This is a genomic window from Streptomyces sp. NPDC001717 (assembly GCF_042892775.1).
GTDB lineage: Bacteria > Actinomycetota > Actinomycetes > Streptomycetales > Streptomycetaceae > Streptomyces.
In genome coordinates this window covers 505,453-526,992 of sequence record NZ_JBIAUK010000002.1, presented here as the reverse complement: position 1 = coordinate 526,992, position 21,540 = coordinate 505,453, and the positions used below count along the sequence as shown (strand labels likewise).

Here is a 21,540-nt window from a genome sequence, read left to right as displayed (position 1 = left end):
TGCCATGCCCGAGACATCAGTGGCGCACTTCTACGACGAACTGGCCGACGACTACCACCTGATCTACTCGGACTGGGAAGCGAGCATCCGTCGGCAGGGGGACGCCCTGGACGCACTGGTCGGCCAGGATCGCGCGGCGGTGCTCGACTGCTCCTGCGGCATCGGCACCCAGGCCATCGGCCTGGCGCTGCGCGGGCACCGCGTCACCGGGACCGACATCAGCCCCCGCGCCGCCGCCCGCGCAGCGCGAGAGGCCGCCGGCCGGAGTCTCGACCTGCGTACGGCCGCCGCCGACATGCGGCGCCTCCCCTTCGCCGATGGCCGGTTCGACACCGTCGTCTGCGCCGACAACTCGCTGCCCCACCTGCTGACCGAGCAGGATGTGAAAGCCGCCCTGGCCGAGATGCGCCGCGTCCTGCGCCCCGGTGGTCAGCTGCTGGTCAGTACGCGGCCCTACGACGAGCTGCTGCGTGATCGGCCGTCTTCGACGCCTCCGCAAGTCCACACGACCGGCGAAGCCGGCGACGGACAGCGAACCGTCACCTTTCAGCTCTGGCACTGGCACGACGACGGCGAGCGCTACGACTTGGAGCACTTCCAACTCCTCCCGGATGAGGGAGATTGGCGGGTCCGGGTCCGCCGGACCACCTACTGGGCTGTCGACCGGAGCCGACTGGCCGGCCTGGCGGCCGAGGTCGGGTTCGTCGAGCCCGAGTGGCGGATGCCGCAGGAGACGGGCTTCTTCCAACCGCTGCTCGTGGCCCGAGCGGCTTCGTAGGCAGTGTCCCCGGATGATGGCGGAGGATCCGCTCCGGCGTGGGGTCGTGCTCCGTCTTCGGCCGGGGCCTCGTTGCGGGTGGCGGCGCCGCAGCTCGCGGGCGAACCGAACACCGTCACCCGAAGGGGACCGCCCGGGCATGCGTTGACCGGCCGGGCGCGGTGGGTGGCTTTTCGCGACTGGTCCCCGGGCCTTGGCAGTGGCGATACCGTGGTGACACACGTTCAGTTCTGCCCTCTGGAGGCCTCGATGAGCGAACAGCCGGCCCCCGCCACCCCCCGACTGCCGCTGGAGGCCGCGGCTGCCGACGGCCTGCGCGCGTTCGCGGCCAAGACCCGGGCCGACGCGGACCAGTTCGCAGCGGTCCTGGAAGACATCGCCACCAACGGCCTGCCCGCGGTGGAGGACTGCACGTCGTGGGAGGAGCTTCGCGAGGTCCACGTGGCCCGTCTGACCGCCCAGCGCCCGGCCGTCGCCTGATGCCCGCTCCCCTCGCTTCCCACCGTTCCCGCCGCGCCCGCATCGCCTCTTCCGACTCCGCCGCCAAGTCGTTGGAGAACATCACCGGCGAGGCATGACCGCACGCCTTGGACCGCGCACTGGTCGTCCTCTCCGTCGCCCCCGACCTGGGCGAACCGATCCCCGGCGACACGGCAGGTCCCGGCTGCCGCCAGTACGCCTGAGGCCGTTCGCGTCCTGTTCCGCCTCGTCACCGCCTTGCGCACCGGTCGACTGACGAGCCCCTGCACCCACACCGCCGCCGCGCGGCCCCATCGACCGCTCTGGCGCGTCTCCGTGCGGCGGCCGTGCGTGCGCTCAGGCGGGCAGGGCGTCGGCCAGGCCGACGCCGAGCAACCGGAAGGCCCGGTCGGCGGAGGCGACTGCCTCGGGGTACACGTCGTCGGCCGGGCGGCCCGCCTGCATCTGGGCGCTGTTGCGGTCGGCGAGGGTGCGCAGGACGGTGACGATCTGCACTGCGGCGAGCCGCGCGGTGAGCTCGTCGGCGCCGGCCTCCTCCAGTGCCCCGGCCAGGTGCGCGATGCTGCGCCCCGCGTACCCGAGCAGCCGCTCGCTCAGGCTCGCCGTCGTGCTGAGGAGCCGGGCGAAGGCGACGGCGTCGGGGTCGGAGGTGAGTCCGGTGACCGGGTCGCGCCGGGCCAGGGCGTCGAGCTCGTGAGCGTGCAGGGCGGCCAGGGGACTCGTACCGGCCGGGCGGGCGCGGACCACACGGGCGGATTCGTCCTCGTGGTCGGCGAACACGTGCAGGACCAGGTCTTCCTTGGTCGGGAAGTAGGTGAACAGCGTGCGCTTGGAGACCTCGGCCTCCTCCGCGATCTCCACGATCGACACGTCGTCGAAGCCGCGGCTCAGGAACAGGCGCAACGCCACCTCGAAGATCGTCTGCCGGGTGCGCTGCTTCTTGCGTTCCCGCAGTCCAAGTTGCTCAGCCATGCGCCCACGATAGCAATGCGGCACCTAGGGGAAACTTGCACCTGGTATAGTTTTCATCCAGGTGAAGGAATCTTCCTGGGAGGCTCGATGAACACGCAGGTCACTGACGTCGCCGATGTCACCGACGTCACCGACGTCATCGTCGTGGGGGCGGGCGGCGCCGGACTCACTCTCGCCACCGAGCTCGCCCTCGCCGGCATCCCCGCCGTCGTGTTGGACCGCCTGCCCGGCCGCAACCTCCAGTCCCGCGCCGGGGCGATCCAGCCCCGAACCGCCGAGATGCTCGCGCTGCGCGGTCTGCTGGACGACGCCCTCGGACGGTCGATCGACTACCAGCTCGTCGGCGGCCACTTCGCGGGACTGCCGGTCCCGCTGGACTACGCGGCGTGGGACACCCGCTACCCGCATCCCGTCCTGCTCCCGCAGGACCAGCTGGAGGCCGTGCTCGAGGACCGGCTGACCAAGCTCGGCGGCGAGGTGCTGAGGGAGCACCGGCTGACCGGCCTCCACCAGGACGTCGACGGTGTCACGATCACCATGGCCACACCGGACGGCGACCGGTCGCTGCGGGGCCGCCATCTCGTTGCGTGCGACGGCGCGCACAGCAGCGTACGCAAGATCATCGGAGCCGATTTCCCCGGCCAGGCCGCCACCATCCGCATGGCCACCGCCGACCTGCTGCTCACCGGCGACCTCGACGACAGTGCCGGCGGACACATCAGCTCGCGTATCCGCACCTCGCCCGAGGGGCACTTCGCCATGATCACCCCCTTGGCGGACGGCCTGCACAAGCTCATCTTCAGCGGCCCGCGAACCATGACGGCCGAGCGCGACGCCCCCGTGACCACGGAGGAGGTCCGCGAGGTGCTGCACGCCACCCACGGCGGGGCGCTCGACGTCGCAGAGATCCGTTACTCCTCCCGGTTCAGCAACGCCAGCAGGCAGCTGGCGCACTACCGCCACGGTCACGTCCTCTTCGCCGGCGACTCCGCCCACATCCACTCTCCGGCCGGCGGCCAGGGGCTCAACCTCGGTGTGCAGGACGCGTTCAACCTCGGCTGGAAGCTCGCCGCCGTCCTGCGCGGCGAGGCGGGCGAGGCGTTGCTGGACACCTATCAGACCGAGCGGCACCCCGTCGCCGCCCGGGTGCTCGCCCTCACCCGGGCCCAGGGCGTGGTCATGGGGCCGCAGCGCGACGGAGGCCTGGCCGAGCTGCGCGACGTGCTGACCGACCTGCTCCGCCTGCCCGACGCCAACCGGTACATGGCCGGAGTGATGGCCGGGCTCGACCTCTGCCTCCCGTCTCCCGACGCCGAGGCCCGTCCTCTGTTGGGCCTGCGGATGCCGGACCTCGACCTCGTCGTCGACGGGGGCGAACGGGTCCGGTTCAGCGACCTGACGCGCACCGGACGCGCCGTCCTGCTCAGCCTCTCCGACGCCCCTCTCCCCGCCGCGGCCCCCTGGAGCGACCGGGTCGTCCACGTGCGGGCCCGGGTGGCGTCCGGCGCGATCGACGCCGAGGCCGTACTCGTCCGCCCGGACGGATACGTCTGCTGGGCCGGAGGCGCCGGTCTCATCGAGACGCTCACCCGCTGGTTCGGCCCGGCCGACCTCGTGGGCGAGGGGCTCGTGGGGGAGTCCGGGCAGGGGGCATGAAGGCTTGCCGACCGCCGCGGGCGGCCCCTCCGGCCTCGAAGTACGCCAGGGGCATCAGATGCCGTCGGCTGAGCATCGGCGGGAGGCCATCGCGGTCGAGGCCGTGGTCTACGGACGCACGGCCTCTGCCATGTCGCTGTCCGCTCCGTCTCGGGGGTGGTCAGTCCATCGTCCAGCCGTACTCCCTGTGTGCGGCATCGGCTTCCTCGTCACCAAGCCAGGTGAGGCTGAACCGCCGGCCCCGGAGCCGAAAGATCCCCGCCGCCCAGTCGGCAAGCTCCTCGTCGAGGATTTCAGAGGAAATGATCCCGTCGTCGACCTCGGCCAACTGCTGTGCGGGGCCGACGTGGAACAGTGCCCACTCGGGAAGGTCCCGCGGACTGCCCCACCGCCTGCGCCAGAAGGGCCCTTCCCTCCGCCGCCAGGTGACGACTCGGATCACGAGCACGCCGATCTGCTCGTCCCCGTCCATGAGACGAGCGGCCGCACGGCGGTACGGGTCGAGCCGGGCATCGGGTGCGGGCTCCGGCCACTCACGTCTGAACACACCTTCATTCTTGCCGTCGCGCACCGGGCCCGGCCGGCGAGACCCGGAACGGCTGATCACACCGCGCCCGTGTCCCACCGGCCGGGCAACCCAGTGGCGGCCGGAGCGTGGGTGCGGAAGGCTCGCGTGCATGGTTTCGATACTGCAGAACGTGGCGATTGACTGTGCGGACCCCTACGAACTGGCAAATTTCTGGGCCAAAGTGACCGGCCGTCCGTTGCATCCGGAGGACAAGCCCGGTGCCCGGGAGACTCAGGTGCTGTTGGCGGAAGGACCCATGTTGTACTTCAACCAGGTCCCCGAGCCCAAGAAGACCAAGAACCGGATCCACCTGTGTTTGCGCCCTGAGACATCGCGTGAACAAGAGGTGGAACGGCTGCTCGGCCTCGGTGCCACCTTCGTCACCGATCAGCGGAATCCTGATGGGACGGGCTGGGCAGTCCTCGCCGACCCCGAAGGCAACGAATTCTGCGTGCTTCGCAGCGAGTCAGACCGGGCCTCGACAGGTTTCTGACGCCCGCGCTCCCCCAGGACTCTTACAGGAGGGGCGCGCCTTGGCCGCCGCCCTTGGAGGGGGCGGCCGTCTGACTGGGGTGGTCAGGGGGTCGGGTGTTGGGGGGTGCTGGCGATTCCGGTTTCGCGGCCGCTGAGTTCGGCATCAAGGGTTTCCTGGGCGATGCGCATCGCGGCGGCGTATTCGGGCTGGGAGAGTCGTTGCCAGGCCTCGTCGGGTGCGACGTCCTCGGTTCGGCTCATGACCCACCAGATGTTGCCGAACGGATCCCGCACCCGGCCTCCGCGGTCGCCCCACGCGCTGTCGGTGATCTCGGTGACGACGGTTGCCCCGTGTGCGACGGCGGCGGCCACGGCGGTGTCGGCGTCGGGAACGTAGACGCGCAGGAGCGCGGGCATTTCGGGCCAGTCGGGCCGGCGGTCGAAGGCCAGGACGACCGTGTCGCCGACGCGGATCTCGCCGTGTCCGATGGTGCCGTCGGCGACGGGCACCCGGGCGAGTTCCACGCCGTCGAACGCGGCGGTGATGAAGTCGAGCAGTGCGCCGGTGTCGTCGGTGACGACCCACGGTGCGACGCTGGTGTAGCCCTCGGGTGCGGTGTGCTTCATCGGTGCGTCCTGACTGCCGATTCCGGGTGACGTGACGACACTACGACCGAACCAGGTCAGATCTTGTCCTAGTTCCCGCCGTGTCGATTCACGCCTGCCGACGCCATGCAGGCACGCACCGAGGAGGCCCGGACGGCGTTCGCCCATCGCGCAAGAGATACGTACCGCCCCGAACCGGGCAGGGTGCATCGTATGGATCACCCCACCAGGCTCGGTGTCTTCCGGAGCGAGGCGGAGGCCTTCGACAGGGCCGTACGGCTGGCGGCCGACGGCGGCCGCCAGGCCCCGCCGGTGCCTTCCTGCCCCGGCTGGTCGGTCGCCGACCTCGTCGGCCACCTCGGCAGCGTCCAGCGCTACCTCACGCACGTCCTCCGGGAGCGGCACATGGAGCCACCGGACCCCGCGAACCCCGCTCTCTACGCACTGCCCGAGGACCCGGCGGTACGGGCCGCCTGGCCCCGGCACGATGCGACACCGCACCGCGGCCCCGTGCCCGAGGAGCTCTTCGACTGGTCGGCCGCTGCCTCACGGCAGCTGGCGGATGCGCTGCGCGAGCTCGGACCGGACGTACCGGTCTGGAGCTGGTCGGCGGAGCGGACCAGTGGCTTCTGGCTGCGCGTGCAGACCATCGAACAGGCCGTCCACCGCTGGGACGCGGAAGCCGTCACCGGAACCCCGACCCCCTTCGACCCCACCTTCGCCACCGACGCGGTCGCCCAGACCTTCGAAGTCATGGTTCCGGCCCGGCGCGGCTGGAAGCCGGCCCCGGCGGGGAGGGGGGAGCGCTACCGCTTCCGCCGCACCGACGGCCCCGAGTCCTGGACGCTGGAGTTCAACCGCGCCGGGGTACGGCTGGAGCCGGACGGCGCCGGACCGGTGGGCGTCGAGGCCGCGGGCACGGCCTCGGACCTGACGCTGTTCCTCTGGCAACGACTCCCCGCCACCGGCCTGGACGTCACCGGTGACGATGCACTCCTCGAGCACTGGTTCACCCTCGTCCCGCCGGCTTGAAGCGGCGGGCCGTGCACCCGCGATCACGGAAGGTTCTCCTGGGTCGTGAAGGGGGCACGTCCGCTCGACGGGTACTTCCACACTCCGACGATGATCGAAGCCCCGAGCCCCGAGCCTCGGCTCCGGCGGCGCCACCACCGTGCTGATCAAGGACTTCCTCCGCAACCCGAGGTCGGCAACGCGATCGTCGTCGTTCCGCGCTGACCGAATCCCACCCCGCGCGTTCGGGGTTTTGCCATGCTGGCCCTCATGTCGGAATCGGGGCCGGACGGCCGGTCGAGCTCGCCCGCACGACGGGCCAAGCGGCTCATAGCCGTCGTCATCTCATTGGGCGCGGTGGCCGCTGCGGTCGTCCACGTTGTCAAGCCCGAGGTGAAGATCGACGGCGTCACGCTGGCACTCGCCGCGATCGCGGTGGTGCCGTGGCTCGGCGACCTCTTCGAGAGCATCGAGCTCCCGGGTGGGACCAAGCTCCAGTACCGCCGCCTGGAGGAGCGCGTCGAGGCGGCCGAACAACGCACCGACGAGGTCCGGCAGGCCGTGGGGGACGCCGCCCGTCAGGCCCGGGTCGCCCTGGTGACGTCAGGCGGGGTACGCGGGGGCGGCACCTCCGCGGAGGCCGAGGTGCGCGAACTCGTCCACCAGTACGCGGAGCTGCGCCGCACTCAGCCCTCTGGCAGCGCACGGACCCTCTTCCAAGAACGCATTTTCGCCGAACTCGTCAGAGTCACCCCGTACGTGGACGACTTCGACGTCAGCGCCGCCCTCCGCTCGCGCGACGGAGGTACCCGCCTGACCGCCTACGCGCGCCTGCACGCCCGACCGGAACCCGGCCGCCTCGGCGAGCTGGTGGCGACAGCCGTAGAGGAAGGTCTTCCCTTCAACCAGTACTGGGCGTTCCGCGCCGTCGGCACGGTCGTCGACGAACTCGGCGCGGACAACGTATCGCTGGGAACGATCCGTACGCTGCGCATGGGCCTCGCACGCATTCCGGCGGACTCCGACCGGGCCATGGCGCTCCTCGGAGTCCTCGCGAGGCTCGAGGACCTGGGACGGCGTCGGTGAGACCGATGAGGTGGTCGACCTGCGCGAGAACTCCCTGACCGATGTGCCGAAGCCGCTGGCCGGCCTCCCGCGACTCCGTCAGATCGACCTGCGGAGCAACCGCATCGGCCACATGCCCGACTGGCTCGCCCGGATGCCATCGCTGGAGAAACTGGATCTCCGGTGGAACGAGATCGATCCTTCCCTGCCGCTCCTCAGCCGGCTGGAGCAGCGCGGGTGCGTCGTCCTGACGTGATCGAGACGACCTCCTCGATGCGCGGTGCCGCTGTTTCTCGGGTGCCGGCACGTATTCAGTGAATGCCTGCCTACTGAGCGTTCGGGCGCCCCTGCAGGCGCAGGTGAGCGCGGAGGGACCGTGCTACTTGGTCTGCCGAGTCAGCCGCAACTCGCTCGTGCCCGGGTCGCCGAAGCAGCTCGAAAACCTTCGGCCCGCGATGCTCCGGTCGCAGATCCGCCATGCGTGGAACGATGTGGAAGTGCACGTGCGCGAAGCCTTCCGCTTCGGCGAATTGGACGACGTAGGTCTTGGTGCAACCTGTCACGCTCCGGAGAGCACGGGAGAGCGTGACCTGCCACATCCCCAGGGCGGACATCTCGGCCAACGACACTCGTACTTCACAGGAACCCCTCTGACGCACCCTGCTCGGCACGCAGCACGGCGAGTCGTACGGCGTCGCGCCCACCGGGGAAAACGGTTCGCGATGCCATGGAGCCGGTGGCAGGGTGCGGCGCATGGCACCCCAGTACGAGATCCGCGCCGACTACGATGCCCACACGGTCGTGCTCTACCAGGCGTACCCACCTGTCATCGCCGATGCCGCCCTGCGAGCGGGTCGCTTCGTCGCGCCGTTCTCGTTCCACAGGATGACGTGGATCAAGCCCTCGTTCCTGTGGCTGATGCACCGCAGCAACTGGGCCCGCAAGCCCGGTCAAGAGCGTGTTCTCGCAGTGCGGATGACCCGTCGGGGTTGGGAGGAGGCCCTGTCTCGGGCGGTGCTCACGACCGGCGACCCCGCTGCCTTGGCCCGAGCTGCCGTGCACGTCCAGTGGGACCCGGAACGCTCGCTGCGCGGAGCGGCACTGAACCACTACAGCATCCAAGTCGGCATCGGCCGCGGCCTGATCCGGACGTTCGCCGAAGAGTGGACCGTCAGCCTCACCGACCTCACGCCCCGGGTCCGCAAGGCGGCGGAGCTGATCAAGGCCGGGCATGCGGCCAAGGCCCAGCGGCTGTTGCCGGCGGAGAGGGTGTACCCGATGGAGGCGCCACTGAGCGGTGTGGTGACGGGCTTTCACAACACCTGGTGAGAAGGGGTTTCCCGGGGGTTTCCCGTTTCCCGTTGTGTTGGGCGACCCGCGCCTCCTCGACGCGGAGGGGTGATGGCGCGCAGTCTCGGAGTGTCAGGCGGTCGGCCGGTGCGGACAGGACGAACATGACGCAGACGACGAACGCGACGAGCACCACGAGACGCGGGACACCGCGACGGAATCGGGGGAACGGACATGGCGATGCGGGGAACGGTGGGAGCGGCAGTGGCGGCGGTGGCCCTTCTGGCCGCGGGGGCGGGGACCTGCCTCACCCCGGCGGCTGCGGCACCGGCTCCGAAGGCGGCGGGGTCGTGCGACGTGCTCGCCACCGGCGCTTCCGCGGTGGCGGAGCGGGCGGTACGGGCCGCGTGCGAGCAGATCGGCGTCTGGTACACCTGGGGCGGCGGCCACGGGCCGCAGCCGGGGCCGACGTACGGTCAGGTCGACCCGAGCGACCCGGACAGCGCGCATGACCCGGAGCGGCTGGGCTTCGACTGCTCGGGGCTGGTCCGGTACGCCTATGCCCGCGCGGCCGGCGGCGACCCGCTGGCCGGCAACGCGTACCACCAGTTCAACTCGCCGCAGGTGCAGCAGCGGTTCGCGGCCGCCGAGGGCACCGCGCCGCTGCTGCCCGGGGACCTCCTGGCCTGGGGTTCGGGGGGCTCCATCCACCACATCGCGATCTACCTGGGTGCGGGGAAGATGGTCGAGGCCCGGGAATCGGGCACCCGGATCACCGTCAGCGACGTGCGGTTGGGCGGGGACTACGCGGGAGCGGTCCGCATCGGCGCCGCACCGGCCTCCGGCACGTTCAGCACCTGGGGTACCGATGTGTGGACCCACACGGAGCCGTCCACCGGGAGCCCGCGGGTGCACAAGTTCCCCGGCCCCACCACGGTGCGTGTCGATTGCCAGAAGCACGCCGAGTCCGTGACGGCGGAGGGCTACACCAACGACGCCTGGTCCTACCTGCCCGAGTACGGGGCGTGGATCACCAACATCTACATCAAGGGCCCCGCCTGGCTGGACGGCGTACGCACCTGCTCCTGAGCACCACCGGACCCGGGGGCGGATCGGCCGAGCGGCCCGAAGATCTCGGTGCGGTCGAAGTCGGCGGTGTCCATGTCGTCCAACACCGGCCCGAGTTGCTTCTCCTCGTACGTGAAGTGGGTCTCCATGACCGCCTCGATGCCGTCGAGGTGGAGGTGTGCCACCTCCGGGTCGGTCGAGTCGGCCACGGCCTTCCGCAGTGCGCCGATGAGGTGCTCGATCATGTTGTGGTCCTGGGTCAGTTTCGCGACCACCGGTGCCAGGTCGGGTCGTGCCCGCAGCAGTTCCGGGAACAGCGAACCGTCCTCGGCGCGGTGGTGGCCGGAGAGGGCAGTGCAGAAGCCGTGGCAGAACAACAGCAGGTCGGTGGCGGCGTCGGCCGGGTCGCCGCCGTCCAGGGCCGCCCGCGCCAGCGCCAGCGCGGTGCGCAGTTTTGCGTGGACCTGCCGTAGCTCGCCGCTCCAGGCGGTGGCGCGATCAGGCAGCATGATCGCCCTCCCGTCGCGGTCGGGGGTGGCCGGGACAGCGATTCTCGGCGGGGTGGGGCGTGGTCGTGATCTTCTGCGCATTCGGGGCGGGAATGGCCGTGGCCACCTTCCGTTACGACGCCTCCATGCCTGACGATCCATCCGCCACCGGCACGCGACGCTGCGCGGAAGTATATCCGTGGTGTGATCAGACCATCCGTGGCCGGAACACTCCAGGCACGCGACCGGATGCGCCGCGGCAAGCCCCAGCCGGCCCCAGCCGGCCCCAGCCGGCCCCAGCCGGCCCCGCAAAGCCGCGCCTGCCGCCCCGGGGGTCCCGTTCCGCTCCGGGCCCGGCCTCACTCGGAGTCATCAGGAGGCGACTTCGAGTTCCTCGACTGATCACCGGCAGGGCCCGTACGTCATGGTTGGGTGACAGGAGTGCCACAACGCCGCAGCACGGGAACTCGGGCGGGCCACGGTGCCGTGTCCCTGCACGTGCCGGTGCGGGGCCGGCGGCGAGACACCGAGGAGCATCCCATGCAGTACTACTCAGCAGGCCTCCGTCGCTCGGCGGCGGCGCTCGTGGCGGCAGCGGCCGCCACCGTCCTGATGACGGGCTGCGGGCCGACCGACGACGGGGCCGCGGGCACGTCGCCGTCCACCCCGGCCGGTTCCGCGCCGGCCGCACCGAAGCCCACCGCGGGCTCCTCCGCCGGCGGCTCGGGCGGAACCGCGCCCACCGCCTCGGCGTCCACCCCGGGCGGCGGTACGAAGCCCTGTACCGCCGACGAGGTCAAGGTCTCCGATGCCCAGCAGGCCGCGGTGCGCCCGCCCGGCACCGGGACCGGCGCGGCGGTCCTCTCGGTCGCCAACACCTCGAAGCACGCCTGCACGCTCACCGGATACCCGACGGTGGCCGGTGCGGGCAACGGCTCACCCGAGAAGAACCTGCCGCTCGCCACCACCCACAGCGGGGCGGCATCGACGGTGACGCTGGCTCCCGGAGCCCGGGCGTGGACGAAGCTGACCTTCGTCAACGTGCAGGGCGAGGCGGACGGGTACTGCGTCTCAGGGGCCACTCCGGTCGTCTTCCCGACGCTCGTCATCGGTGTGCCCGGCGCGGGCTCGCACCAGATCGCGATGACCGACGGTTCCTTCGCCGAATGCGACAACAAGGTGACGGTCAACGCCTTCTCCGCGGCCAAGCCGTCCTGACCGGAAGTGCGGGAGCGCGCGGCCCCGTATCCGCGTGCGTCGCGGCCCGGTGCTCAGTGGCGGTAGGCCGCGGTCGCGGTCTCGACGAACGATCGGACCAACGGGTTGGTGTCGCCCGCGTTCCAAGCCGCCACCACTCGGCTCGGAGGCATGTCGATCAGCGGCACCACGGCCAGCTCCGCGGGGAGGTCGTGTCCGAGCGGGGCCAGGCCCACCGTGCCGTTCCACAGCACCGCCTGCAGGCATTCCTGGACGGCACGCACCACCGGGCCCTCGCGCGGCCTGCCTCCGTTCCAGTACGACTGCCAGACGGGGTCGGTGCCCTGCGGGAACTGGAACCAGCGGCGGTCGTTCAGCTCGGCCAGTCGCAGGCCCTCGCGGATGGCCAGCGGATCGTCGGCGCGCAGGACCACGCCGACCGGATCGGCCCGCAGGACACGGACCGTCAGGGCGGTTTCGTCGAACGGCGCCCGGCTCAGCGCGACGTCGACCAGTCCGGCGCGCAGCCCGCAGGTGGGGTCGGTCAGGTCGGTGTCGCGGATCCGGATGTCGATGCCCGGATGGCTCCGGCGGTAGGCGGCGGCCAGCCTGGACACTCCCGGGTCCGTGCCGTCGCCCAGGATGCCGATGGTGAGGGTCGCGGCGCCGGCCGCCGCGCTCACCCGTGCCCGGACGCGGTCCGCGTGGTCGAGCAGGGCCCGCGCCTCGTCGAGCAGCACCGTACCCACCGGAGTGAGCGTGACGCCGGTGGGGGAGCGGGCGAAGAGCAGGGCCCCGACCTCGGCTTCCAACTGCTTGACCGCCCGGCTCAGCGGCGGCTGACTCATGTGCAGTCGGGTGGCGGCCCGGCCGAAGTGGAGTTCCTCGGCGACCGCGACGAAATAGCGCAGGGTACGTAGCTCCACGCTGCAACGATACCCACCGGGTATCGGCACCGTGGAACAGGTCTTGGACACCGGAGCGGCTCCGGCGGCTCACTGGTGGGCATGACCGAAGAAGCACGGAACAGCGAGCACGGCGAGCCTCGGACCGGGTCGGCCCTGTCGGTGGTGGGTCCCGGCGAGGGCGAGACGATCGTGCTGGGCGCCACGCGCATGCGCGTCCTGGAGGACGGCAGTCACACCGGGCACCGCCTCGCGATCGCCGAGTCCGTCCTCGCCCCGCACACCCAGGGACCGCCCCAGCACCGCCACGGCCTGCACGACGAGGGCTTCTACGTCCTCTCCGGCACCGTCCGGTTCACCGTGGGGGACGAGGACCACGACGCGACCGCGGGCACGCTCGTCATGGTCCCGCCCGGAACCCCGCACACCTTCGCCAACCCGACCGACCAGCCCGCCGTCATGCTCAGCACCTTCACCCCGGATCTGTACGTGCAGTACTTCCGCGACCTCCAGGAAGTGCTCGCCGGAGGCCGGACGCCGACACCGCAGGCCAACATCGACGCGATGAGCCGCTACGCGACCGAGGCCGCCACCGACCACGCCTGAATCCGAAGACCCGGCACGGACCGGGACGGCATCCAACCTCAGGGCGCTGGGGTGGTCGAAATACTCGGCGCTACCGGCCTCGTACTGCCGCCGCTGACCGGCATCGCTCCCTCGGCGGCGCCGGCCGCGGCCATCAGCTTCGTACTCCTGCAATGCGGCGCGATCGCCGTCCACTTGAGCGGCCGAGACCGCCGGATCGCACTCAACGCCGGACTCACCGCCGCCGCGGCCGTGACCATCTGGCTGTCCGTCCGGCTGTGAACGGCGCGAGCACGATCGCCCGGATGTCGGGCCGCAGCCCGTTTCTCCGTAGATGTCGGGACCGACAGGCGGTATCGGTCGTTCATCGGCGGCTGCCGGTCCGATGTCGGTTGCTTGTCGGACAGGTCCTGCAATGTTCCGGCAACGGCCCGACCCGAACTCACTCGGCGGCCCCGATCCCCAGGAGTCAGTCACCATGCACATGCCCGTCACGATCATCGGCGCCGGACTCGGCGGACTCACTCTGGCCCGCGTCCTGCACGTCCACGGAATCACGGCCACCGTCTACGAGGCGGAGTCCTCCCCGACGGAGCGCACGCAGGGCGGGCTGCTCGACATCCACGACCACAACGGACAGCTCGCCCTCGAGGAGGCCGGCCTGATGGACGAGTTCCACGCCATCGTCCTCGAGGGCCGGCAGGCGATGCGGGTCCTCGACCAGGACGGGACCGTCCTGCTCGACCAGCCCGACGACGGCACGGGCGGCCGCCCCGAGGTGCACCGCGGCGCGTTACGACGGATCCTGCTCGACTCGCTCCCGGCCGGCACCGTCCGGTGGGGGCACAAGGTCGCCGGCACCCGCACCGTCGGCCCGGGCCGCCACGAGGTGACGTTCGCCGACGGCGGCACCGTCGTCACCGGCCTGCTGGTCGGCGCGGACGGTGCCTGGTCACGGGTACGGCCGCTGCTCTCCACCGCCACGCCCGAGTACGCAGGCACGTCCTTCGTCGAGACGTACCTGTTCCACGCAGACTCCCGCCACCCGGCCGCCGCGAAGGCGGTCGGTGGCGGGATGCTGATCGCGCCCGCCCCGGGCAGGGAGATCTTCGCGCACCGGGAAAGCGGCGACACCCTCCACGCCTACATCGCACTGAGCAGGCCGCTGGACTGGTTCGCGGCCATCGACTTCACCGATGCCACCACGGCCACCGCACGGATAGCGGCCGAGTTCGACGGCTGGGCACCGGAACTCACCGCGCTGATCACCGACGGCGACACGGCGCCGGTCCTGCGCCCCCACTACGCTCTGCCGACCGGGCACCGCTGGGACCGGGTGCCGGGAGTCACCCTCCTCGGCGACGCCGCCCACCTCCAGCTCCCGAACGGCGAAGGCGCCAACCTGGCCATGTACGACGGATCCGAACTCGGCAAGGCCCTCGCCGCGCACCCCGACGATGTCGAGGCCGCTCTCACCGAGTACGAGACGGCCATGTTCCCCCGCAGCGCCGAGCCCGTCACCTTCGAAGGGGGAGAGGTCCCGGGAATCGACTCCGAGCGCAACACGGCCCAGGGCCTGATCGACATGATGGCGGAGAAGGACCGCCGATGATCCGAAGTCGTCCGCAGACGACCCTCGTTCCTCACCCAGGCCGTCATACGGCGGGATCCACGTTCCACGTCTCCGGCAGATCGCTGCCGCAGAAGACGCAGACGTAGTCGTCCTCGCGCACGATGTTGTGCTCCTGGCAGTCGGGGCACCGCCGGAACACCACCTCGTGGGTGAAGCCGGAGGGCCGACCGAGTTCCACGTCGTCCAGAGCACGAGCGACTGCCGACCAGGAGGTGACGTCCGGGCAGTACCCGGTGGACTGGTTGCTGATCTCGCCCACGGTCCACCGGTCTGCCTCGCGCGTGAAGCTGATCTCGCCGGCACTCAGAACCGTGTCCCCGCCGGCGCAGGCCACGTGCTCGCTTCGCCGCGGTGCCAGCCGAAGCACACCATCCGTGCCGACCACGAAGGTGAACGGTTCGGTCAGCTCGGTTGCCGATCGCTCGGCGATCCAGCCGTCGAAGTCGGCTGCCGAGCCGATCGGGCACCCGCCGCTGCCGGGCCGGACCGCATCCTTCAGTTCAACCGGTCCGACATATCTGTAACTCAACACGCTTGATCATTCCACATGAGACTGTCGCCGCCGGTCAGTCTCGGCGTGCTTCCAGAATGTCCTTGGTTACGAGACCGCGGGACAGCGGCGCGGTCACCGCCGGCACGGCAAGGGGGAGAAGCAGGTCCACCACCGGCGAGGCGGCCCCGCCCGCGTTTCGGAACCGGTATCCGGTGGGCGGCGGCGCATACGGCCCGCAGACCCCGTCGGGGAGAACGCGCGCGAACCTGCCTAGGATCAGCGGCATGGCAACGCGACTGGTGCAGATCAACATGAAGGCCCGGGACGACTCCGCGCTCGGCCGGTTCTGGGCGGAGGCGCTCGGTTGGGGTGTCGACAGCGAGGGACCCGGCGTCACCAACCTCGAACCCGTCGGCTTCAGCTACCCCGACCCCGTGGCCGTCTGCATCGACATCGTCGCCGACCCGGAACCCAAGACGGTGAAGAACCGGGTTCACCTCGATCTGGCCACCGACTCCACGGCCCATCAGGAGGAGTTGGTCGCGCGTCTGAAGGACCTCGGTGCGACCCTCGCCGACGTGGGTCAGGGCGACGTCCCCTGGACGGTCATGGCCGACCCGGAGGGCAACGAGTTCTGCGTCCTGGAACCCCGCCCGATCTACCGGGACACCGGGCCGATCGCCGCGGTGGTGGTCGACTGCACCGACCCGCGCGGGATGGCCCGGTTCTGGGGTCGGGCTATGGACTGGACGGTTCACGAGGTCACGGACGGCCAGGCCACCATGCGATCCGCCCAAGGCGTCGGCCCCTACCTGGAGTTCCTTCGTGCCCCCGGCACCAAGAGCGGGTGGAACCGCGTCCACCTCGACGTCCGCCCCTACCCCGGTGACGACCTGGCGACGGAGGAAGCCCGACTGCGCGCCCTGGGTGCCACCGACCCCGGTATCGACCAGTCCGCGATCTCCTGGACGATCCTGGTCGACCCGGAAGGCAACGAGTTCTGCCTCCTGACCCCCCGCTGACCTCGGGGCGGGGCCCGCCGAAAAGGTTTGTCACCGGGTCGGACGTCGACGCTGATCACCTCATGACCATCAGAAAGGGCCATGCCGTCTAGGCGCCCCGCCCCGCTCTCCACCGCTCGCGCGCCGCCCCGCCCCGCTCTCCACCGCTCGCGCGCCGCCCACCGCCGCTCACCGCAGCGCCCGACGACCGCGACCGCCGACCCAGGAGAGCCCGCCCGTGCACAAGACCGCCCTCGTTCCCTACGCGCACCTTCCCCGCGCGCACCACGACCGCCACGTGCTGACCAGTACCGTCGACGTCTTCGGCACCGCACACTGGCTGTTGACCGATCGTGCCCCGAAGCCCGGCCGTGATGTCCTGCCCTTCGACGCCCTGGTCGTCTCCGTCCGTCCGGGCGGCAACGTCGAACTGACCGAGCTGAGCGCCGTACGGTCCCGATGGCCGCGTCTGGACCGCCTGCCCGACGGCGGGTTCGTCGTCGCCGCGTCTCGCACCCGCCGGCGCGAGGAGGAGGACGACGACCAGGTGCAGGTCTTCGACGCGCTCGGCCGCGAGACCTCGTCCTTCTCCGTCGGGGACGCCGTCGAGCACCTGCTCGTGGACGAGGCCGGCCACATCTGGGTCGGGCACTTCGACGAGAACCCGGCCGGAATCCGCCGTTGGAGCGCCACCGGTCGGCTCGCCTGGACGTCATACGACGCCGACATCCCCGGCCTCTACGACTGCTACGCCCTGAACGTGTCGGGCACCACCGCCTGGGCGTGCCCCTACACGGACTTCCCGCTCGTCGAGATACGCCCCGACAGCCCCGACAGCCCCGATCGGCCCGTGAGGGTGTGGTCGAACCGCATACGGGGCGCCAACGCGGTTGCCGTCCACGGCGAGCGGGTCGTCTTCTACGGCGGCTACGGCCAGGAGCAGGACCGGCTCGCCCATGGAGAGCTCACCGAACGGTCCGTCGAGCCCACGGACGTCGGCCCGCTCACCCTGCCCGACGGCCTCGCCCCCGGCCGCCGGCGGGTCGTAGGCCGGGGAAGCAGGATCTACGTCCAGGCCGAGCCGTTCACCGCATGGGGAGTGTTCGACCTGAGCACCTGATGGCCGGCGCCGGAAACGTCCACCGGGACCGTTTCGGCCCGATGGACGTTTCCGGTCACGGCACTAGGGCGCGGGTGGGCCGTCGAGGGCGGTGTCGAGACCATCGAAGAGCCGGTCGACGTCGTGGGCGGTGGTGTGGAGGTGGGGGCTGATCCGTAGTGCGTTGCCGCGGGCTCCGACGAACACGCCCGCTCGTTCCAGTGCGCGGGCGGTGGCCCGTTGGAGGCGAGCGGGAACGGTGATCCCGAGCATGTGCGGCCCGTGGGGGGCGGGGACGGCCAGGCCGCGTTGGCGGGCATGCTCCGCGACGAGCGTGGTGGTGTCCTTCAGAGTGGCGGCGATACGGGGGACGGTCCAGGTGGTGAGTTGACGCAGGGCGGCCAGGGCCATGGGGGTCAGCTCGAAAGCGGTGCGCGCCCCGGCGTCGAAGCGCCGCGCACCGCCCTGGTAGGCGGTGCGGTAGTCGACGAGACGGGCGAAGTCCTGCGCGTCCTGACGCAGGATCCAGTTCTCCTCCAGCGGCCGCCCGTCCTGGCGGGCGGGGGAGACGTAGAGGTAGCCCAGACCGAAGGGCCCCAACAGCCACTTGTATCCGACGGTGACCAGGAAGTCGGGACGCAGCACCGCCACGTCCAAGGGGACCGCGCCGGCGGACTGGCTCGCGTCGACGACCAGCGCCGCGCCCACGGCACGCGCGGCCGGGGCGACGCGCTCCAGCTCCAGCCAGGTCCCGTCCGTCCAGTGCACCTGCGGGACCGACACCACGGCCACCGTCTCGTCGAGAACGGCCAGCACCGCTTCGGTCCAGGTCTGGCCGGCCTCGCGCCGTACGGTCAGCATGCGGGCGCCGGTGCGTTCGGTGAAACGCCACCAGGTGTAGATCCCCGACGGGTACTCGTCCGCGAGGACCAGCACCCGGCTGCCGGGCGCCGCGTCCAGGTTGGCGGCGGCCACCGCCATCCCGTAACTGGTCGCCGGCACCAGCGCGACGTCGTCCGCGCCCGCCCCGATCAGTGCGGCGAACAGCCCCCGCCGCTCCTCGGCCGCATCGAACCAGTCGGCGGCCTGGATCCGCCAGGGCTGCGCCCGCCTTTTCAGTGCCGCACCGCCCGCCCGTAGCCCGGCACGCAGGGTGGGGGCCAGGCTGGCGGTGTTGAAGTAGGCGATGTCGTCGGGGATGTCGAACAGCGCACGCGCCGGTGCGAGGGGGACCGCGTGGTCGGGTGCCGACATGAGGAAGCCTTCCGGTGAGTGGCGCCGCAGAGCTCCGGCCGACGGGGACCGCGGGCAGACGGCCGGTGCCGTCAGCATGTCCCGATACGGGGCGGCCGCGGGGGAGTGACGCGCTCGGGGGTCGCGGCTCCCGCTCGCCCCGCAGCCGTCGCGTACCGGCGCTTCACCGCCTCGTCGGCCGCGGCGGCCTTCTGCGCCGCTTCTCGTACGCCTCCCGGATCCCGCCGGCCAGCCCCAGGAGCATCGCCGTCCCGACCGCGATTCCGGCCGCGGTGCGCAGGCCCCAGCCGTGCACGTCCCCGGCAGCCCGCGGGGAGACCTTGCCCTGCGGGTCGTACACCACCGCCAGGGACTCGCCCTCCTTCACCGGCCGTGAGGCGGTGTCCAGGTGCTCAGGGCCGCCTGCGGGGCAGTCCAGGAGGTGGTCGTACGAGGTCCGGGTCGTCGAGGTCCAGTGGCCCTCGGCGTCCATGGAGGAATCGGTCTCGGTGTGCTCGGTGATCTTCAGCACGACGCAGCCGATCTCGACGCCCCGGTCCTCCAGCACGCCGTGCCCCACGGACGTGAGCGCGAGGATGGCGCCGAGGCCGGCCGGGAGGGCGGACAGCGCGATGAGCGGGGCCCCTCGCCGCGCGGCGAGGGCCGCGTGCCGGCCGAGCAGGGCCAGGGGGAGCAGCAGCCCACCGAGGAAGAACGCCCAGGTGCCCAGTGACCCGTACGCCGATTCCCAGGCCACCCCGAATGCCAGGGCCGCGGCGAGCGGAGGTACGGCCAGTGCCGTTGCGGTGCGCGGCAGTCCGCGTATCCATCCTCCGTGCCATCGCGCCATGTCCGCCCCCGTGGCTCGTGCCGTGCCCTCCAGGTAACCGCGATGGCGAGGGGCGCGTAAAGAGCGCGGGCGCGGAGTCAGGGGCCCGTTCGGCTGTCCGGGTCCGAGCGGCGGCCTCCGTACGAGGCAATCAGCGCGTCGGCGACGGCGGTTGCGTCCGTGTCGGCCACATGGGCCGGGTATTCGGGCAGCAGGTCGTCCCAGACGGGCAACCACGACCCGTACAACTGGGCCTGCCCCTCGGGCCGGGCGAAGAACCACACGTGCAGGTGTGCGGCCCCGTCCCCGATGCGGTAGACGTGGGCTCGACTGATGTGGGGCAGTGCCTGCACGTGGCGGACGATGTGAGTGGTGAGCACGCCCAGCTCGGCGGCCAGATCGTCGGGAAGATCGGCCAAGTCGTAGTGGTCGCGCGGGAAGAGCATCAGCACCAGTGGTACGCCGACGCCCGGTATGCGGGCGAGTCGCCAGCGGTCGTCGAGCCAGATGCCTTCGTCGCGGGAGCGGCACTCGTCGCAGTCCGCCGGGTCTTCCCCGTGCCGCGGCGCCTCCGGGAGAACGGGCGGGCGGAGCGCGGAAACGCGTAGGCCCTCCGCCTCGAAGGGGCTGACGTCCCATCCGGTCATTCGTGCCAACGGAAGCCGAAGCTCGTCATCCGCAGCCGCACGTGCATGGTCGTAAAACTCATCGGGTCGCAAGGCCATGATCGCGAGATTAGCCGTGCTTCGGCGTGGCGGCGGGTCGTTTTACGGCTGCCGTCCCGGTCGTTGATACCGCCCTCCAAGTTCACGAATTGAAGCGAAGCCCGCCGAGCCGCAGCAAGAAAATGCGCAAATAGGGGCAGATTATGGGCAAACGGGACCTGCGGGAACGTTGTCATCTCGTTAAGAATTCACTCCTTGACGGTGGTGTCAGCGCCGAGTTGACTTCGCCTACCTCGGCCGAACGGACACGGCCTCGTCAGGGAGGTTTACGTAGTGAACGCATATCTGGGGCGGGCCGCCGTTGCCGTCGCCGTTTCCGCCGCAACCGTCTCGCTCGCCGCGTGCGGCGGCGCGGACGAAGGTGACGGGAGACCCGCCGGAGGATCCATCAAGGGCGACGCGATCAAAGTCGGCCTCCTGCTTCCCGAGGACGAGACCGCGCGCTACGAGAAGTTCGACAAGCCGCTCATCGAAAAGGAGGTCCGCAAGTTCACCCGGGGCAAGGGCGAGGTGCTCTACGCCAATGCCAAGCAGGATCAGGCTGCTCAGAGCGCGCAGGTCGAGTCGATGATCGCCAAGAAGGTGAACGTCCTGATCATCGACCCGGTGGACTCCAAGGCCATCGCCGGCGCGGTCAAGAAGGCCAAGGACGCCGGCATCCCGGTCGTCGCCTACGACCGCCTGGCCGAGGGCCCGATCGACGCCTACACCTCCTTCGACAACCACGACATCGGCATGCTTCAGGGCAAGGCCCTGCTGGAGGCGCTGGGCGACAAGGCCAAGTCCGGCCAGATCGTGATGATGAACGGCTCGGTCACCGACCCGAACGCGCGACAGTTCAAGGAGAGCGCGCACTCCGCCCTCGACGGCGAGGCGAACGTCGGCAAGGAGTACGACACGGTCGACTGGAAGCCGGAGAAGGCCACCGCCAACATGACGGCCGCGATCTCGGCGCTGGGCAAGGGCAAGATCGTCGGGGTGTACTCGGCCAACGACGGCCTGGCGGGCGGCATCATCGCCGCCCTGAAGGCGGCCGGCGTGTCCCCGCTGCCGCCGGTGACCGGCCAGGACGCCGAACTCGCCGCCGTGCAGCGGATCGTCGCGGGCGAGCAGCTCATGAGCGTCTACAAGCCGTACGCCCCCGAAGCCGCGGCCGCGGCGGAGTTGGCCGTCACCCTCGCCGAGGGCGAGAAGATCGACGGCATCATCAACCAGTTCGTCGACAGCCCGACCACCAAGCGGGTGCCGTCCGTGCTGGTCCCCGGCATCGCGCTGAACAAGGGCAACATCAAGAGCACCGTGGTCCAGGACGAGGTCTACACGGTCGCCGAGATCTGCACCGACAGGCTGAAGGCCGCGTGCGAGGAGACCGGCCTGAAGTAGC

24 protein-coding genes and 2 pseudogenes are annotated in these 21,540 nt (G+C 70.9%); 17 read left to right on the top strand and 9 right to left on the bottom strand.

The features are described 5' to 3' along the window. Positions 1 to 4 precede the first annotated feature (4 nt). The 3 genes and pseudogenes from ACFYZL_RS06915 to ACFYZL_RS06905 form a co-directional block, all read left to right on the top strand. Positions 5 to 778: a class I SAM-dependent methyltransferase gene (locus ACFYZL_RS06915; protein ID WP_388676755.1), complete on the top strand. Its 774-nt coding sequence runs from the start codon at positions 5 to 7 to the stop codon at positions 776 to 778. 249 nt (positions 779 to 1,027) lie between these two features. Next, positions 1,028 to 1,258, top strand: a complete 231-nt coding sequence (locus ACFYZL_RS06910) for a hypothetical protein (protein ID WP_384746900.1) — start codon at positions 1,028 to 1,030, stop codon at positions 1,256 to 1,258. Beyond that, positions 1,258 to 1,458: pseudogene (locus ACFYZL_RS06905) on the top strand (hypothetical protein); the annotation flags it as partial. The gene ACFYZL_RS06910 and the pseudogene ACFYZL_RS06905, both read left to right, overlap by 1 nt. Before the next feature lie 136 nt (positions 1,459 to 1,594). On the opposite strand, the gene ACFYZL_RS06900 reads toward ACFYZL_RS06905, so the two are convergent. Next, positions 1,595 to 2,230, bottom strand: a complete 636-nt coding sequence (locus ACFYZL_RS06900) for a TetR/AcrR family transcriptional regulator (protein ID WP_384746901.1) — start codon at positions 2,228 to 2,230, stop codon at positions 1,595 to 1,597. An 87-nt stretch (positions 2,231 to 2,317) separates the two neighbouring features. Between ACFYZL_RS06900 and ACFYZL_RS06895 the strand changes: the two genes are divergently transcribed. After that, on the top strand, positions 2,318 to 3,886 hold the full coding sequence (locus ACFYZL_RS06895; protein ID WP_388676750.1) for an FAD-dependent monooxygenase: 1,569 nt from the start codon (positions 2,318 to 2,320) through the stop codon (positions 3,884 to 3,886). Between the two features lie 160 nt (positions 3,887 to 4,046). On the opposite strand, the gene ACFYZL_RS06890 is transcribed toward ACFYZL_RS06895, so the two are convergent. After that, positions 4,047 to 4,433, bottom strand: a complete 387-nt coding sequence (locus tag ACFYZL_RS06890; RefSeq protein WP_384746903.1) for a hypothetical protein — start codon at positions 4,431 to 4,433, stop codon at positions 4,047 to 4,049. 130 nt (positions 4,434 to 4,563) lie between these two features. On the opposite strand from ACFYZL_RS06890, the gene ACFYZL_RS06885 reads away from it, so the two are divergent. Then, complete coding sequence (locus tag ACFYZL_RS06885) at positions 4,564 to 4,947, top strand: VOC family protein (protein WP_388676746.1); 384 nt, start codon at positions 4,564 to 4,566, stop codon at positions 4,945 to 4,947. A gap of 83 nt (positions 4,948 to 5,030) precedes the next feature. Here ACFYZL_RS06885 and ACFYZL_RS06880 read toward each other — a convergent pair whose 3' ends face one another. Beyond that, positions 5,031 to 5,555 (bottom strand): VOC family protein, encoded by a 525-nt coding sequence (locus ACFYZL_RS06880; protein WP_384746905.1) that lies wholly within the window; start codon positions 5,553 to 5,555, stop codon positions 5,031 to 5,033. A 192-nt stretch (positions 5,556 to 5,747) separates the two neighbouring features. Here ACFYZL_RS06880 and ACFYZL_RS06875 point away from each other — a divergent pair, with 192 nt between their 5' ends. The 5 genes from ACFYZL_RS06875 (at position 5,748) to ACFYZL_RS06855 (ending at position 9,989) form a co-directional block, all read left to right on the top strand. Further along, positions 5,748 to 6,566 (top strand): maleylpyruvate isomerase family mycothiol-dependent enzyme, encoded by an 819-nt coding sequence (locus tag ACFYZL_RS06875; RefSeq protein ID WP_388676743.1) that lies wholly within the window; start codon positions 5,748 to 5,750, stop codon positions 6,564 to 6,566. A 249-nt stretch (positions 6,567 to 6,815) separates the two neighbouring features. Next, positions 6,816 to 7,631 carry a hypothetical protein gene (locus tag ACFYZL_RS06870; RefSeq protein ID WP_388676740.1) on the top strand — a complete coding sequence of 272 codons (816 nt, stop codon included), beginning with the start codon at positions 6,816 to 6,818 and terminating at the stop codon, positions 7,629 to 7,631. A 10-nt stretch (positions 7,632 to 7,641) separates the two neighbouring features. Further along, entirely contained in the window at positions 7,642 to 7,866 is a 225-nt protein-coding gene (locus ACFYZL_RS06865; RefSeq protein ID WP_388676737.1) for a hypothetical protein, read from the top strand. A 497-nt stretch (positions 7,867 to 8,363) separates the two neighbouring features. After that, positions 8,364 to 8,939, top strand: coding sequence for a DUF4291 domain-containing protein (locus ACFYZL_RS06860; RefSeq protein WP_384746911.1), 576 nt, complete (start codon positions 8,364 to 8,366; stop codon positions 8,937 to 8,939). Positions 8,940 to 9,134: 195 nt separating this feature from the next. Continuing rightward, positions 9,135 to 9,989 carry a C40 family peptidase gene (locus ACFYZL_RS06855; protein WP_384746913.1) on the top strand — a complete coding sequence of 285 codons (855 nt, stop codon included), beginning with the start codon at positions 9,135 to 9,137 and terminating at the stop codon, positions 9,987 to 9,989. Here ACFYZL_RS06855 and ACFYZL_RS06850 read toward each other — a convergent pair. Further along, on the bottom strand, positions 9,941 to 10,477 hold the full coding sequence (locus ACFYZL_RS06850) for a hemerythrin domain-containing protein (protein WP_384746914.1): 537 nt from the start codon (positions 10,475 to 10,477) through the stop codon (positions 9,941 to 9,943). The genes ACFYZL_RS06855 and ACFYZL_RS06850 overlap by 49 nt on opposite strands. A gap of 519 nt (positions 10,478 to 10,996) precedes the next feature. Here ACFYZL_RS06850 and ACFYZL_RS06845 point away from each other — a divergent pair. Then, positions 10,997 to 11,674: a DUF4232 domain-containing protein gene (locus tag ACFYZL_RS06845; protein WP_388676733.1), complete on the top strand. Its 678-nt coding sequence runs from the start codon at positions 10,997 to 10,999 to the stop codon at positions 11,672 to 11,674. Positions 11,675 to 11,727: 53 nt separating this feature from the next. On the opposite strand, the gene ACFYZL_RS06840 is transcribed toward ACFYZL_RS06845, so the two are convergent. Beyond that, positions 11,728 to 12,579 carry a LysR family transcriptional regulator gene (locus ACFYZL_RS06840; RefSeq protein WP_388676730.1) on the bottom strand — a complete coding sequence of 284 codons (852 nt, stop codon included), beginning with the start codon at positions 12,577 to 12,579 and terminating at the stop codon, positions 11,728 to 11,730. An 81-nt stretch (positions 12,580 to 12,660) separates the two neighbouring features. Between ACFYZL_RS06840 and ACFYZL_RS06835 the strand changes: the two genes are divergently transcribed. The 3 genes and pseudogenes from ACFYZL_RS06835 (at position 12,661) to ACFYZL_RS06825 (ending at position 14,755) form a co-directional block, all read left to right on the top strand. Beyond that, entirely contained in the window at positions 12,661 to 13,164 is a 504-nt protein-coding gene (locus tag ACFYZL_RS06835) for a cupin domain-containing protein (protein WP_384746920.1), read from the top strand. Positions 13,165 to 13,212: 48 nt separating this feature from the next. Beyond that, positions 13,213 to 13,425: pseudogene (locus ACFYZL_RS06830) on the top strand (DoxX family protein); the annotation flags it as partial. Positions 13,426 to 13,621: 196 nt separating this feature from the next. Then, complete coding sequence (locus tag ACFYZL_RS06825; protein WP_388676726.1) at positions 13,622 to 14,755, top strand: FAD-dependent oxidoreductase; 1,134 nt, start codon at positions 13,622 to 13,624, stop codon at positions 14,753 to 14,755. Between the two features lie 43 nt (positions 14,756 to 14,798). Here ACFYZL_RS06825 and ACFYZL_RS06820 read toward each other — a convergent pair whose 3' ends face one another. Then, on the bottom strand, positions 14,799 to 15,305 hold the full coding sequence (locus tag ACFYZL_RS06820; protein WP_388676723.1) for a hypothetical protein: 507 nt from the start codon (positions 15,303 to 15,305) through the stop codon (positions 14,799 to 14,801). A gap of 248 nt (positions 15,306 to 15,553) precedes the next feature. Between ACFYZL_RS06820 and ACFYZL_RS06815 the strand changes: the two genes are divergently transcribed. After that, complete coding sequence (locus ACFYZL_RS06815) at positions 15,554 to 16,291, top strand: VOC family protein (protein ID WP_388676720.1); 738 nt, start codon at positions 15,554 to 15,556, stop codon at positions 16,289 to 16,291. Between the two features lie 217 nt (positions 16,292 to 16,508). Continuing rightward, the gene (locus ACFYZL_RS06810) at positions 16,509 to 17,390 is read left to right on the top strand and encodes a hypothetical protein (RefSeq protein ID WP_388676717.1); all 882 of its coding nucleotides are present in this window, start codon (positions 16,509 to 16,511) and stop codon (positions 17,388 to 17,390) included. Positions 17,391 to 17,453: 63 nt separating this feature from the next. Here the strand turns inward: ACFYZL_RS06810 and ACFYZL_RS06805 are convergent, their stop codons facing one another. The 3 genes from ACFYZL_RS06805 to ACFYZL_RS06795 all read right to left on the bottom strand — a co-directional run bounded on the left by ACFYZL_RS06805 (position 17,454) and on the right by ACFYZL_RS06795 (position 20,078). Then, positions 17,454 to 18,623 (bottom strand): aminotransferase class V-fold PLP-dependent enzyme, encoded by a 1,170-nt coding sequence (locus ACFYZL_RS06805; RefSeq protein WP_384746931.1) that lies wholly within the window; start codon positions 18,621 to 18,623, stop codon positions 17,454 to 17,456. 163 nt (positions 18,624 to 18,786) lie between these two features. Next, positions 18,787 to 19,452: a hypothetical protein gene (locus tag ACFYZL_RS06800; RefSeq protein WP_388676714.1), complete on the bottom strand. Its 666-nt coding sequence runs from the start codon at positions 19,450 to 19,452 to the stop codon at positions 18,787 to 18,789. 77 nt (positions 19,453 to 19,529) lie between these two features. Then, positions 19,530 to 20,078: a hypothetical protein gene (locus ACFYZL_RS06795; RefSeq protein ID WP_388676711.1), complete on the bottom strand. Its 549-nt coding sequence runs from the start codon at positions 20,076 to 20,078 to the stop codon at positions 19,530 to 19,532. Positions 20,079 to 20,429: 351 nt separating this feature from the next. Here ACFYZL_RS06795 and ACFYZL_RS06790 point away from each other — a divergent pair, with 351 nt between their 5' ends. Then, entirely contained in the window at positions 20,430 to 21,539 is a 1,110-nt protein-coding gene (locus ACFYZL_RS06790; protein WP_388676708.1) for a substrate-binding domain-containing protein, read from the top strand. Position 21,540: the final 1 nt, after the last annotated feature.